The organism is Rhodococcus sp. ARC_M6 (assembly GCF_022810305.1).
Lineage (GTDB): Bacteria > Actinomycetota > Actinomycetes > Mycobacteriales > Mycobacteriaceae > Rhodococcus_F.
Genome location: NZ_JALGQH010000007.1, coordinates 140,258 through 155,773 on the forward strand (window position 1 = coordinate 140,258; position 15,516 = coordinate 155,773).

At 61.6% G+C, this 15,516-nt stretch carries 1 protein-coding gene (running past one end of the window); it reads left to right on the plus strand.

From position 1 onward, the window contains the following. Nucleotides 1-15,516, plus strand: partial view of a non-ribosomal peptide synthetase gene (locus MTX36_RS11160; RefSeq protein WP_243619806.1) — the 5' portion only. Its footprint extends 17,133 nt past the window's final position; 15,516 of the gene's 32,649 nt are visible here — the first part of the coding sequence; the start codon lies at nt 1-3; the stop codon falls past the right edge of the window.

The following is a 15,516-nucleotide window of genomic DNA, read 5'->3' on the forward strand; positions in this document are numbered from 1 at the left end:
GTGAATTCAACGGGCAACGAAGCTGTGAACGGTATGTCTGGGTCGTCGAATCTGGGAACGACAGGTTCGAATTCAGACGTATTTCCGTTGTCCACTGCGCAACGTGGCATGTGGTTCGCTCAGCATCTGCTGGGTGACGTTCCGGTCAACATCGCCCAGTACGTCGAAATCTTCGGACCTCTGGATGTGCAGTTGCTCTCTGATAGCGGACACCAGGCAGGTGTAGAACTCGGCTCGGGAATTCTTCGCATAATCGAGATCGACAACGAGCCGTTCCAGATGATCGACCCCGCACTTCGGGCGGAGATTACTCCGATGGACTTCCGAAGCTATCCCGATCCCGTCGCGGCCGCCCACGAATGGATGCAGGCGGACTTCCGGGCTCCGATCGATATCGTGAAAGGCTCGTTGAATCGGTCGGTGACGCTGCGCCTCGCCGACAACCACTACTTTTGGTACACCCGAATGCACCACATCGCACTCGACGGTTTCGGCGCGATGACGTTCATGAATCTGGTCGCACAGCGCTATACCGAGGCAATCGAGGGCACCCCTGCAGCCCCGGGAAATTTCAGTGACCTCCGCGAGATCCGTGAATACGAGGACAAGTACCGCGGATCGAGCCGTTTCGAGACGGACCGCGCGCACTGGGCCGACATCACCCGCGACTTCCCGCATCCTATCTCGCTGGCCGGGCGTACCGCGCCCGTTGGTTCGCAGTCCATAGTCGTCAGCGATCAAATGTCCGTCGATACCGAGGACGCGGTGCTGGCGATGGTGGCAAGGACGCCGGGAGCGTCCTTCGCAACAGTCGTGATCGCGGCAGTCGCAGCATTTCTGTCTCGGTTGACCGGAGAAGACGACATCGTCCTCAGCCTGCCGGTCTCGGCTCGAACAACAGCCAGACTCCGCCGGTCCGGCGGCATGATGTCCAACGTCGTACCGATCAGGCTTTCGACTGCCGGGCACAAGGACACCGGCACATTGGTGCGCGAAGTGCAGTTGGGATTGACTGGCGCCTTGCGGCACCAGCAGTTCCGTCATGAAGACATCCGTCGCGAGGCCGACGTCGGCAGTGTGCGGCGCGGGTTCTTCGGTCCGGCGATCAACATCATGATGTTCCACAGCGAGATTCGGCTCGGCTCGACTGTCGGCAGGCTCAACGTTCTCTCAACCGGTCCCGTGGACGATCTGTCGATCAACATCTATCCCGCGGTAGTCGGCAGTCATGCCCACATCGACTTCGAGGCCAACCCCAACCTCTACACGCGCGAGGATGTCGCCGCGCACCACGCGCGGTTCAGTGAGTTTCTTCGCGATTTCGCCAGAAGTGCTGACGAAGAGCAGATTTCGTCGATTGATGTTCTGCATGAAGACGAATATCGCGACTTGGTCCCGGCAGTGGGAGCGCCGGCCACACAGCCGCGCCTGTTCGTGGACTTCCTGCTCGACGGCGTCGTAGCCAACCCTGACGGAAACGCGGCGTGGTCGGCCGGCCACACAATGACCTATCGCGAACTCGATCAGCGATCGAATCAGCTTGCGCGCGTTCTGATCGACGCCGGCGCCGGCCCCGAGATATTGATCGCCCTCGCTCTCGACCGTTCGGTCGACGCCCTCGTCGCACTCTGGGCAGTGGCCAAGACCGGCGCCGGGTTCGTTCCGGTCGACCCCAAGCTTCCGCAGGCGCGAATCATACATCTGCTCAGTGATTCCGGCGTCCGGTTCGGGATCACCGCAGTCCGAACGACAGACTCTCTTCCCGGCATCGTGGACTGGATGGTCCTCGATTCCGACCAGACTCGGGTGGATATCGACTCCCGTTCCGTATCAGCACTTTCCGCTGACGAACGGCTCTCTACACCGTCGATCGACAATGTCGCCTACGTCATCTACACATCTGGATCTACCGGACTGCCCAAGGGTGTCGTCGTCACACACCAGGGGCTCTCTCAGTTCGCGGCATCAGCGCGGCCGGAACTCGGCATCACCGCGTCCTCCCGAGTCCTGCGTTTCTCCTCCGCCAGTTTCGATGCATCGGTATTCGAGATGCTGCAGGCCTTCAGCGCCGGTGCAGCCATGATCGTCACACCGCCGGATGTCTACGGCGGCGAAGAGCTCGTCGACCTTCTGCGCGAGCAACGGGTGACTCATATACTCTCTGCCCCGACACTTTTGAATACGGTCGACCCCGAAGGTTTACCCGATCTCGAGGCAGTCATGGTCGGCGGCGACGTCTGTACTCCGGACCTGGTCGAAAGATTCGGTCCCGCATGCCGTTTCACCAACAGCTACGGGCCCACCGAAACCACGATCGTCATCACCACGAGTGAGCCGATCACGCCGGGCGTCCCCGCCACGATCGGACGCCCGATTCAAGGAGCCTCCGCAGTCGTGCTCGATCGCAAGCTTCGCCCCGTCCCGGTAGGCGTTGTGGCGGAGCTGTATCTGAGTGGCCCCGGACTGGCGCGCGCATATCACGGACGTCCGGATACAACAGCAGAACGCTTTGTTGCCAACCCTTTCGGTGAACCCGGGTCGCGGATGTACCGCTCGGGCGACGAGGTGCGGTGGACGCCTGACCATCAACTCGAGTTCATCGGTCGATCGGACTTCCAGGTCAAGATTCGTGGATTCCGCATCGAACTCGGCGAAATCGACGCGGTCCTGGCAGCTCAGGATTCGGTTGACTTTGCGGTCACCGTCGCACACGAGGCAACAGTCGACAACACAGTGTTGGTCTCCTACCTTCGACCGGCCCCGGGTTTCGACTTCGACTCCGCGGCGATTCTCGCTGCTGTAGCCGAGCAACTGCCGTCACACATGGTCCCGACCACTGCCATTCGGCTCGAACACGTGCCCCTCACACCGACCGGCAAGCTGGACCGCCGCGCCCTGCCGGCGCCGGTGTTCACGGCGCCGGAAGACGAATACCGAGCGCCCACCACCGAGGCCGAGGAAATCGTCGCCGGGGTATTCTCCGAACTGCTGGGTATCGACAGAATCAGTGTCGACGTTTCGTTCTTTGCGCTCGGCGGCAACTCCCTGATCGCGACCAAGGTGATCGCGCGGGTCAATACGGCTCTTGACGCCCATCTCGGCGTGCGCGATATCTTCGACGACCCGACGGTGTCCGGTATTGCCGCCAAGGTCATGGCGCACAGCGGTATCGCTACGGGTCGCCCGGCGCTCATCGCCAGCGTGCGCCCCGAGCACATACCGCTCTCGGCCGCACAGCAGCGCATGTGGTTCGTCAACCAATTCGACACCAGCTCAGCGGCATACAACGTGCCGATGATCGTGCGGCTCACCGGTGAACTCGACGTACCCGCGCTCAGCGCTGCACTTCTCGCCGTGATCGAACGGCACGAGTCGTTGCGGACAATGTTCCCGGACACCCCGAACGGCCCGCATCAGATTGTACTGGCGGCCGTTGAAGTGCACACGGACCTGGCTCCGGTCGTCGTTTCCGGCGAAGCCGACCTGCAGGCGCAGCTACGTGAGTTTTCGCTCGCCGGTTTCGACGTCACCGCGGCAGTGCCGTTGCGAGCGAGACTCTTCGAAGTTCACAGCGGTGACTACGCCTTGGCGATTGTGGTCCACCACATCTCCACCGACGGATTTTCGCTCACCCCGTTGGTTCGCGACGTCATGGTGGCCTACAGTGCGCATCTGGCCGGGCACGTGCCGACCTGGAGTCCGCTGAACATCCAGTACGCCGACTACACATTGTGGCAGCGCGAACTGCTCGGTGACGAGAAGGATCCCGCGAGCCTGGCCTCGGAGCAACTCGGCTACTGGTCGGACACATTGACCGGACTTCCCGAATTGCTGGAACTGCCCACCGATCGACCGCGTCCGAATCAGCAGTCCCGTGGCGGTGCCCGCGTCGAGTTCCGCATCGACGCCGACATTCACGATGCTGTCGTAACTACTGCGCATCAACATAATTCAAGCGTCTTCATGGTCATGCACGCGGCGTTGGCCGTGTTGCTGGCGAGATTGTCCGGAACCTCCGACATCGTGGTGGGCACCCCGGTTGCCGGCCGTGGTGAGCCGGCACTCGACGACTTGATCGGTGTTTTTGTCAACACTCTGGTGCTACGCACACAGGTGGACTTGCAGACACCCTTCTCCGACCTGCTCGAGCAGGTTCGGGAAATCGATCTGGGTGCCTTCGGCAACTCTGACGTTCCCTTCGAACAGTTGGTGGAAGTGCTCGCGCCCGTCCGTTCGACGGCTCATGCTCCGCTGTTCCAGGTGCTCTTGGAATTCCAGAACAACGCGGCAGTCAGCTTGGAATTGCCGCACATGACCGTCGAGCCGGTCCGATTCGACCTCGAGTTGTCGAAGTTCGACCTGCAACTGACCGTTGCCGAAGTTCACGATGCCGACGGCACCCCGGCTGGAATGACCTCCGGATTCGTCTTTGCCACAGATCTTTTCGACATCAACACCGTCGAGGCTTTTGCCCAGCGTTTCCAGCGCATTCTTGCTGCAGTGGCGACAGATCCGTCGGTGGCTGTCGGTGACATCGATGTTCTCGCGGACGAAGAGCGCGCGTTGATTCTGGAGCGATGGTCCGGCGAATCTGCATCGGTGTCTTCTGCGACACTGGTCGACCTGTGGGATCGACAGGTTTCGGCGACACCCGACCGCACAGCACTCGAATTCGAGGACCAGCAGCTAACCTACGCGCAGTTCGATGCTCGGGTAAACCAGTTGGCTCGGTACCTGATCGAACTCGGCGTGGGTCCGGAATCATTGGTAGGACTGGCGATTCGTCGTTCCTTCGATCTTCTCATCGGTATGTACGCGATCGTGAAGGCTGGTGCCGCCTACGTTCCACTCGATCCGGATCAGCCGGCGGAACGCAACGGCTACATCCTCGACGTCGCCAATCCAGTGTGTGTGCTGTCGACCAAGCGCGACGCCTTCGCCGCGACAGGTACGGCGACTGTCGTCAACGTGGACGCTATCGATATTTCGGGGTACTCGACGGCGAGGATCGACGATGTCGACAGAATTGCGCCGCTGAGAGTTTCGAATCCTGCGTACGTGATTTTCACTTCAGGTTCGACGGGCCGGCCAAAGGGCGTTGGTCTGTCACACGAATCTGTCGTCAATGGTGCACTGTGGCGTCAGGCGGAGAATCCACTCGACGGTTCGGACGCGATGTTGCAGAAGACACCGTTCACATTCGATGCTTCGGTTCGTGAGTTCTGGTGGCCTTTGCTCGTCGGCGCACGTCTGGTGATTGCGACGCACGACGGGCATCGGGATCCTTACTATCTGGCACGGATGATCGCCCGTCATCGGATCACCGCGATGCACTTTGTGCCGTCAATGCTCGCAGTGTTCGTGTCTGTCACGTCGAGAACTGACATCGAATCCCTGCGATTGGTGATGTGCGGCGGCGAACCGTTGATTCCGTCTGTTCTGCAGTCGCTGCGCGATATCAGTGATGCGGCGGTGTGCAACGAGTACGGTCCGACAGAGGGGACCGTGACCGCCGTTCGGAGCGGCCGACTCGACAAGGTCGGGGCGGTGGTCTCAATCGGGCGCCCAGTGCACAACACCGGGGTATACGTGTTGGACGGGCGGCTCAATCCGGTTCCTGTCGGTATTGCAGGTGAACTCTATCTCGAAGGCGTGCAATTGGCCCGGGGATATGTAGGAAGGCCAGACCTCACCGCCGATCGTTTTGTCGCGAACCCCTTCGGTGAACTCAGTGATGGCGATCGAACCGGTCAACGGATCTACCGGACCGGTGACGTCGTTCGGTGGAACGCTGCCGGTGAGCTGGAATACGTCGGGCGTAGTGACTTCCAGGTCAAGCTACGTGGACTTCGAATCGAACTGGGAGAGATCGAGGCTGCTCTGCTCGGTTGCCCCGCGGTGACGCAGTCGGTGGCGATCGTTCGCGATGATTCCGTGTCCGGGAACTATCTCGCCGCGTACGTAGTGCTGGAGGCCGGGGCCGAAGTCGACGAGCGTTCACTGCTTGAACTGGTCGGCAAGGCGCTGCCCCGATATATGGTGCCCTCGGCGTTGTCGATCCTCGAGGCCTTGCCGCTCAACGCAAACGGCAAGCTCGACCGGAAGATGTTGCCGAAGCCGACATTCGAGCGGCTCACCGACTACGTGGCACCCCGCACCGCCACCGAGGCACTGGTGGCGGAGATCTTCGCCGAGATCCTGGGGGCCGGTGACGATGCAACGGGAAGATTTGGCGTCTACGACAGCTTCTTCGACCTCGGCGGCAACTCTCTGGTCGCGACCCGAGTTCTGGCTCGGATCAACGAAGCGCTGAATGTGCACGTGAGCGTGCGAGAGTTGTTCGAAACCCCCACGATCGGTGGATTGGCAGCACTGGTCGACGGCGCGGAATCTTCGGATTCCGAGCGCCCGGCGCTGACGGCTTCGGTGAGACCGGAACACATTCCGCTCTCGTCGGCGCAGTCGAGGATGTGGTTCCTCAATCGCTTCGACCCCACTTCCGGCGCATACAATGTCATTGCAGCGCTTAAGCTTTCGGGATCACTGAACGATGCTGCACTGGCTGAGTCGGTGTCGGACATCACCATTCGTCACGAAGCATTGCGGACGATATACCCGGAGTCTTTGCAGGGGCCGCACCAGGTGGTATTGCCTGCGGCAGAGGTAGTTAGAGATCTGACACCGCAGCAAGTCGATGCAGCGGAACTAGAAGCCCGTATCCGGGAGGCTGTGGCCACCGGATTTGACGTGACCTCGCAGGTTCCCGCCGCATTGACCTTGTTGAGGGTGTCGGAAGACGAGCACGTGCTGCTGATGGTGGTCCATCACATCAGCGTCGACGGTTGGTCGATGCGTGTTCTCTCCCGGGACCTGGTGCAGGCGTACGCGGCTCGGATCGACGGCAATGCGCCGGGCTGGCGCGAGCTCGAGGCGCAGTATGCGGACTATGCGCTGTGGCAGCGTCAGGTGTTGGGTTCGGAAGAGGATCCGGCGTCGTTGATCTCGCAGCAGGTCGGCTACTGGAAGGCCAATCTCGATGGCCTTCCAGAGCAGCTCGACCTACCGGCGGACCGTCCGCGTCCGGTGGCGGCGTCCAACCACGGCGCAGATTTCTCGTTCGTGATCGACAGCGAGACCCATGACGGTTTGAACCGGTTGGCCCGAGCGCACAATGCGTCGCTGTTCATGGTGGTGCACGCGGCACTGACGGTTCTGCTCGCGCGAAGCTCCGCCACGTCCGATATCGCAGTGGGCACACCGGTTGCGGGTCGCGGTGACGCGTCACTCGACCAGTTGGTGGGCATGTTCGTCAACACCCTGGTGTTGCGGACGCAGGTCGACGGCTCGGTGTCCTTCTCCGAGTTCCTCGAGCAGGTGAAGCAGACCGACCTGAGCGCCTTCGAACATGCTGACGTGCCTTTCGAGCGACTGGTCGAGGTGATGAATCCGGCCCGCTCGCAGGCTCGGCATCCGCTTTTCCAGGTGGCGCTGTCCTTCGAAAACCTGGAGCGGGCAAGCCTGGAACTGTCGGGGCTGACCGTATCCACGATGGAATTCGACACGGCCTCAGCCAAATTCGATTTGCAGCTCACGCTGTCGGAGGGTTTGGCCGAGAACGGCGTGTCCTCTGGAATGCCGGCAACCTTCACTTACGCCACCGATCTCTTCGACGAATCGACCGTGGCGGAGTTCGCGACGGCGCTGACGCGGATACTGCGCGCAGTGGTCGCGGATGCCTCTGTGGCTGTCGGCGATCTGGAGTGGATGTCGCCCGGTGATGTTGCAGCGTTGACGACGGTCGAGAGCGACGACGCCATGCCGAAGGGCCGGTTGGTGGACATTCTGACCGCCGGATGTGCGATCGATCTGGATGCTGTTGCGGTGCGTTCGGAGGGTCGTTCGGTGACCTATCGTGAGTTGGACGAGGCGTCGTCGCGGCTGGCGCGGGTTTTGATTGCACGCGGTGCTGGTCCGGAAAAGATTGTGGCACTTGCATTCCCGCGTTCGTACGAGATGGTGGTGGCGGTGTGGGCGGCCGCGAAGTCCGGTGCGGCGTACGTTCCGGTGGATCCGAGTTATCCGGCGGACCGTATTGCGCACATGCTCTCCGATTCCGTTGCGGTGCTGGGTGTTACCGGGTCGGCGTTTACCGAGCAGCTTCCGGTAGGGGCCGAGTGGTTGGTGCTCGATGCGCCGCAGATGCAGGTACTTCTCGAGGCGCAGTCGGTGGCTCCGGTCTCGGATGCTGAGCGTCTGAGCGTGCTTCGTCCGGAGCATGCGGCGTATGTCATTTACACCTCCGGTTCGACGGGTAAGCCGAAGGGCGTGACGGTCACGCATACCGGTTTGCGGGGGCTGTTGGAGTCGGCGACAACGCGATACAGATTGACGTCGCGGTCGCGGATGCTACAGGTTTGTTCTCCGAGCTTTGATCCTTCGGTGCTCGAGTGGATGGTGGCATTCTCGGTTGGCGCGACGTCGGTGATTGTGCCGCCGTCGATCATCGGTGGTCACGAGTTGACGGAGTTGCTGCGGGTCGAGCGGGTGACGCACACGGTGATTACTCCCGCCGTGTTGGGGACTTTGGATCCGGCGGAGTTGGCGGATCTCGAGGTGGTGTCCGTCGGTGGCGATGTGACGGCGCCGGATCTGTTGTCGCGATGGGCTCCGGGTCGGACCTATTTCAATGCATACGGTCCGACTGAAACGACGATCATCTCGACGTACGCGCATCTGACGGCCGGTAATCCGGTGACGATCGGTTCGCCGATCGAGGGCGTGACGGCGCTAGTGCTCGACGAGCGTCTGCATCCGGTGCCGATAGGAACTAGGGGTGAGTTGTATTTTGCGGGCGCAGTGTTGGCTCGTGGTTATCACGATCGGCCGTCGCTGACGTCGGATCGTTTTGTGGCGAATCCGTACGCGGTGGATGGTTCTCGGATGTATCGCACTGGCGACCTGGTGCGGTGGATCGGCGGTACTTTGGGCGCTGCGGGTGAGCTCGAGTACATGGGGCGCAGTGACTTCCAGGTGAAGGTGCGTGGTTTCCGCATTGAACTCGGTGAGATCGATGCAGTGTTGTCGGGGCATCCTGATGTCGAGTTTGCGGTTACCGTTGGTCGGGAGTTGCCCTCGGGTGCTACCACTTTGGTGTCCTACGTCGTCGCCGCTGCAGGATTCGAAGGTGACCTTGATCTCGAAGCGCTGACCAAACATGTCGGTGCGAGCCTTCCTTCGCACATGGTGCCGTCTGCGATCATCGTGCTTGATGCTGTGCCTTTGACACCGGTCGGCAAGCTCGATCGAAATGCATTGCCGGATCCGGTGTTCGAGGTACGTGAGTTCCGGGCACCGGTCACGCCGGTGGAGGAGATTGTGGCGGGGGTTTTTGCCGAGATTCTCGGGACTCCGCGTGTAGGACTCGACGACGATTTCTTCGATCTCGGTGGAAATTCACTGATCGCGACGCAGGTCGTCTCGCGATTGGCCGCAGCACTCGAGACCAGAATTCCAGTACGGGACCTGTTCGAAGCGTCGACAGTCGAATTGCTGGCCTTGCGGATCGAATCACAGGTAGGAGTCGGCGGCAGAGCGGCGTTGACGGCACAGGTGCGTCCGGAGCGGGTGCCGTTGTCCTTGGCACAGCAGCGGATGTGGTTCCTCAACCGGTTCGACTCGGTGTCGAGCGTGAACAATATCCCTGCGGCGATTCAGCTTTCCGGCGCACTGGACAGCTCGGCTCTCCGCGCCGCGATCGAAGATGTGATCGAGCGTCACGAAATCTTGCGCACAATCTATCCGGAACACGACGGAACCGGCTATCAGAACGTCTTGTCCGTCCATGATGTTGCGGTGGCCGAGGGTATAGACCTGATGGCCGAAACGGTCGATGCCACGGACGTCGTCGACCGCGTCGGCACGATTGTCTCGCAGGGATTCGACGTCACCTCGTCGGCACCACTGCGCGTGCGATTGCTCCAAGTCGCGGACGATGCGTGGGTACTGGTATTCGTAGTGCATCACATTGCGGCCGACGGGTTCTCCGTCGCGCCGTTGATCCGTGACCTGATGATCGCGTACTCCGCGCGCACCCGCGGTGATGTCCCGGGTTGGGCACCACTTGCCGTGCAGTACTCCGATTATTCGTTGTGGCAGCACCAGATTCTCGGCGCCGTCGATGACGCCGAATCTGTTATGTCGCAACAAATCAATTTCTGGACGAGTGCGTTGGCCGGGCTTCCGGAACAGCTGGAGTTGCCGACGGATCGGGTGCGTCCGGCTGTGGCGTCGAACCGCGGCGCAACCTACTCGTTCGCCATCGATGCGGATTTGCATACGGCATTGAATGCGTTGGCGCGCAGCCGTAATGCGTCGCTTTTCATGGTGTTGCATTCGGCGGTGGCGTTGATGTTGGCGCGGTTGTCGTCTACCACCGACATTGCGATCGGTACGCCGATTGCGGGTCGCGGTGAGCAGGCGCTCGATGATCTGGTCGGGATGTTCGTCAACACTTTGGTGTTGCGTACCGATCTCGATCCGGCGTGGACGTTCATCGAATTGTTGGATGCAGCAAGGGAAGTGGATCTGCAGGCTTTCGGTCATGCAGATGTGCCGTTCGAGCGTCTGGTCGAGGTGCTCAATCCGGTGCGTTCGCAGGCCCGGAATCCGTTGTTCCAGGTGGCCTTGTCCTTCCAGAACCTTGCACAGACCAGCCTGGAACTGCCCGGAATGTCAGTGGACGTACTCGAGATCGACACCACCACTGCAAAGTTTGATCTGTCTCTGACGCTGATCGAATCCATCGGAGAATCGGGCGCGCTGGCCGGCATGGCCGCGCAGTTCTCTTACGCGACGGACTTGTTCGACGAGGGGACAGTTGTCTCCTTCGCCGCCCGGTTGACTCGCATTCTCGAAGCGGTTGTCGGGGATGCTGCCCAGCCTGTCGGCGACATCGACATCCTCGAAATACCTGAGCGTCTCGAATTGACCAGTCGTCGAGCTTCTTCGGGTATCTCGCCGAAGCCGTTGGCCGACATCCTGGCCGAGACCGCATTGCGGTACCCGAGCAATGAGGCACTGCGCTTCGAGGATCGTTCGATGACCTACGCCGAGGTCGACGCGTGGTCGTCGCGGCTTGCCCGTGTTCTGATCGCGCGTGGTTTGGGTGCGGAAGATTTGGTGGCGGTGTCGATTCCGCGTTCGATCGAATCGGTTCTGCTCGTGTGGGCGGTGTCCAAGACGGGTGCGGCCGTGGTTCCGATCGATCCGCATTATCCGGCTGACCGTATCGCGCACATGGTGTCCGACTCGGGTGTCGCAGTAGGTTTGACGCTGGAAGCTGAACTGGCCGGTCTCACGGATACTGTCGAGTGGCTCGCTGTCGACAGTGTGCAGTGTGCGGAACTGATGGCAGCGCAGGACAGTTCGCCGGTGCGTGCCGACGAGCGCGTTCGCCCCGTTTTGCCGGCGCATCCGGCTTGGGTGATTTACACGTCGGGAACGACGGGCTTGCCCAAGGGTGTTGTGGCTACCGGTGCCGGCCTCGCGAGCTTCAGTGTCACGCAGGCACAGCATTACAAGGTCACTCCGAACTCTCGCACCCTGCACTTTGCGTCGCCGAGTTTCGATGCGTCGATGCTCGAGCTGTTCTTGGCTGTGGCGACCGGTGCGGCCATGGTGATCGTGCCGACGTCGGTCTACGGCGGCGACGAGTTGACTGAACTGTTCACGTCGGAACGTGTCACGCATGCGTTCATCACGCCGGCGGCTTTGGCGTCGATGGACCCGTCGGGTCTCGACGATCTCGCAGTTGTGGGTGTGGGCGGTGAGGCGTATTCGCCGGAGTTGATGGCGAAGTGGGCGGATCAGCCGAATCGTCGTCGGACGTTCCTCAATGTGTACGGGCCGACCGAGACGACGATCGTCACCAATGTCAGTGAGCCGTTGATGCCGGGCGACCGGATGACCATCGGCGGAACCATCGGCGATATGGCGGCGTTCGTGCTCGATACGCGTTTGCAGCCTGTTCCGGTGGGTGTTGCGGGTGAGCTGTATCTTTCGGGTCCGCAGGTTGCTCGCGGTTACCATCGTCGTCCGGGTTTGAGTGCGGATCGGTTTGTGGCGAATCCGCATGGTCTGCCCGGTGAGCGTATGTACCGCACGGGTGATGTTGTGCGCTGGACGGATCAGTTTGCGGTGGAGTATGTGGGCCGCAATGATTTCCAGGTCAAGATTCGTGGTTTCCGTATCGAGCTCGGTGAGATCGACGCGGCTCTGACGGCACATTCCGACGTCGAGTTTGCAGCGACGATGGGCACGACCCTGTCATCGGGTGCGACTGCGCTGGTGTCGTATGTATTCATCGGCAAGGATTCGGCTGTGAGTTCGGCAGAGCTGAGTGAGTTCGTCTCGCGCACTCTGCCCGCACATATGGTGCCGGCGTCGATCATGGTTTTGTCGGAGATGCCGTTGACTCCGGCGGGCAAGTTGGATCGTAAGGCTCTGCCGGAGCCGGTCTTTGAGGTCAAGGAGTTCCGGGCTCCAGCCACCTCGGTCGAGGAAACCGTTGCAGCGGTCTTTGCCGATGTGCTCGGTGCCACGCAGGTTGGGCTCGATGATGACTTCTTTGCGTTGGGTGGCAATTCGCTGATCGCGACGCAGGTGGCGTCGCGCTTAGGCGTGGAGTTGGATATGCCGGTGCCGGTGCGGGTGTTGTTCGAGGTGTCGTCGGTCGAGGGGTTGGCCGCGCGGTTGGGTGCGGGTGTCGGCGAAGGCAGCGGGGTGGTGTTGGCACCGATGGTGCGCCCAGTTCGGGTGCCGTTGTCGTTGGCGCAGCAGCGGATGTGGTTTTTGAACCGCTTCGATCCGGCGTCGCCGGCATACAACATTCCGATCGTGGTCCGGTTGACCGGCAACGTAGATGCGCACGCTCTCGCACTGGCTGTTCGTGACGTGCAGGCCCGCCACGAATCTCTGCGGACGGTGTTCCCCGACTCGGAGGAAGGCCCGTACCAGCTTGTGCTGGCAGCGGAGAGCGTTCAGTTGGACCTCGACCCGATTGAGGTGGCAGCTGAGCAGGATCTGAAGGCCGCGGTGTACGCGGTCGTAGGTGGCAGCTTCGATGTCACAACCGAAGTTCCGTTACGCGCCGGAATTTTTCGGATCGGTGAACACGAGTACACGCTTGCTCTCGTGGTTCATCACATCAGCGCCGACGGCTTCTCGATGCGTCCGTTGGCCCGGGATGTGATGGTCGCTTACGCAGCTCGGCTATCGGGTACAGCGCCGGGTTGGGCGCCGCTCGAGGTGCAGTACGCGGATTACGCACTGTGGCAACGCGATCGGTTGGGAAATGAAGCCGACGAGGATTCGCCGGCTGGCACTCAGCTTGCCTACTGGAAGCGGCAACTCGCCTCCGCCCCGGCGGTTATCGACCTGCCCACGGACCGTAGTCGACCGGCCACGGCTTCGATGACTGGTGGGCGTGTCGAATTCGCTGTCGGTAGGGCGGTGCGCGAGAAGCTGAATATTGTTGCGCGTGAGCACGAAGCCAGTGTCTTCATGGTGATCCATGCCGCGCTTGCCGTGCTGTTGTCGCGGTTGAGCGCCAACTCGGACGTCACGGTCGGATCCCCGATCGCGGGCCGCGGCGAGGCAGCACTCGATGCGTTGGTCGGTATGTTCGTCAATACCTTGGTGTTGCGTACCGAGATCGATTCAGCGGCCAGTTTCTCGGCAGTGCTGAGTGATACTCGTACGGTCGATCTGGACGCGTTCGAGAATGCGGATATTCCGTTCGACCGCGTTGTCGAAGCTCTGGATCCAGTGCGCTCGCAGGCTCACGCCCCACTTTTCCAGGTGTCGTTGTCCCTGCACGAATCCGCTCTCGGTTCCTTCGAGTTGCCCGGTGTAGTAGTCGAATTCGACGAGACTGCTGCCGGTACCGCGAAGTTCGACCTCGAACTGACGATGAGTGAAAACATCGACGGCGGATATGCCGGGATACTGACCTACGCCACAGATCTCTACGATGCCGGTAGCGCCCGGACATTCGCGCGGCGCTTCATCGAACTGTTGAGCGCTGTCGTCGAGGACCCCGATCGGATCATCGGCGAGGTACCGATCCTCAACGAGCAAGAAATATCCGAGTTGGCGTTGTCGACCAGTGAGACGGCGCCCGCACCACGCATCCTGGCTGAGATTCTCACGTCCGGGGCTGCGGTCGATCCCACGCGCGTCGCCGTTGTCACCCCGAGCGGCAACCTGACGTACGCAGAGTTGGACGCGGAATCGAACCGCCTGGCCCGCGCGCTCATCGCTCGAGGCGCGGGACCTGAACAGTTTATTGTTCTCTCCTTCACCCGTACTGCGGAATCGATTGTCGCGCTGTGGGCAGTGGCGAAAACCGGCGCCGCTTTCGTGCCGGTCGACCCGGCTCTGCCGGCTGACCGGATCGAGCACATGGTGCGTGACTGCGGCGCAGTCCTCGGTCTGACCACTCCCGCACTGCGCGGGGCGCTGCCGGGAGAGCTGGACTGGCTCGAGATCGACAGAACCGTTGAGGCCGCAGCCACTCGCAAGTTGTCCGATCAGACTCTGTCGGCGGACGACCTCCCGACGCCGACGGCACTGTCCAATCCCGCTTACATGATTTACACCTCCGGTTCGACGGGACTACCCAAGGGCGTCGTCGTCACCCACAGCGGCCTCGCGTCGTTCACCGGCGAGGCTCGCACCGAGTTGGCAGTCACGGATTCCTCACGGGTACTGCGCTTTGCCTCATCCAGCTTCGACGCCTCCGTGATCGAAATGGTGGTGGCATTCAGCGTCAACGCAACCCTGGTGGTAGCCGATCCGTCGATCATCGGTGGCGACGAATTGGGCGCGCTCATCCAGGCGGAACGCATCACGCACATCCTCAGTGCACCGGCTGTGCTCGGCACAGTGGACACCGAGGCGTTTGCCGGTGTCGAGACTGTCATCGTCGGCGGCGACGTGTGCCCGCCCGAACTGGCAGCGCGGCTGGCGCCGGGACGACGGTTCTTCAATAGTTACGGTCCGACCGAGACAACCATCATCATCACCGTCAGCGACGATCTCACTGCCGGTGAGGCGATCGACATCGGACGCCCGATCGCCGGAGCCGGGGCCCTGGTACTTGACGCACGTTTGGGGCCCGTCCCGCGCGGTGTCGTCGGCGAGCTCTACCTGAGTGGTCCCGGCCTGGCTCGTGGATACAACGCTCGCAGCGCCCTGACGGCGGAGCGTTTCCTGGCCGATCCGTATGGTGCGCCGGGGGAGCGGATGTACCGCACCGGCGACTTGGTTCGCTGGAGCGCTCGCGGGACTCTCGACTTTGTGGGGCGCAGCGACGATCAGGTTCAGTTGCGTGGCCTGCGAATCGAATTGGGCGAGATCGAGGTTGTGCTCTCGCAGATCAAGGGTGTCGCGCAGAGTGCGGTTCTGCTGCACCGTGATTCCCGTACCGGCGATCGCCTAATCGCCTACGTGGTCGGG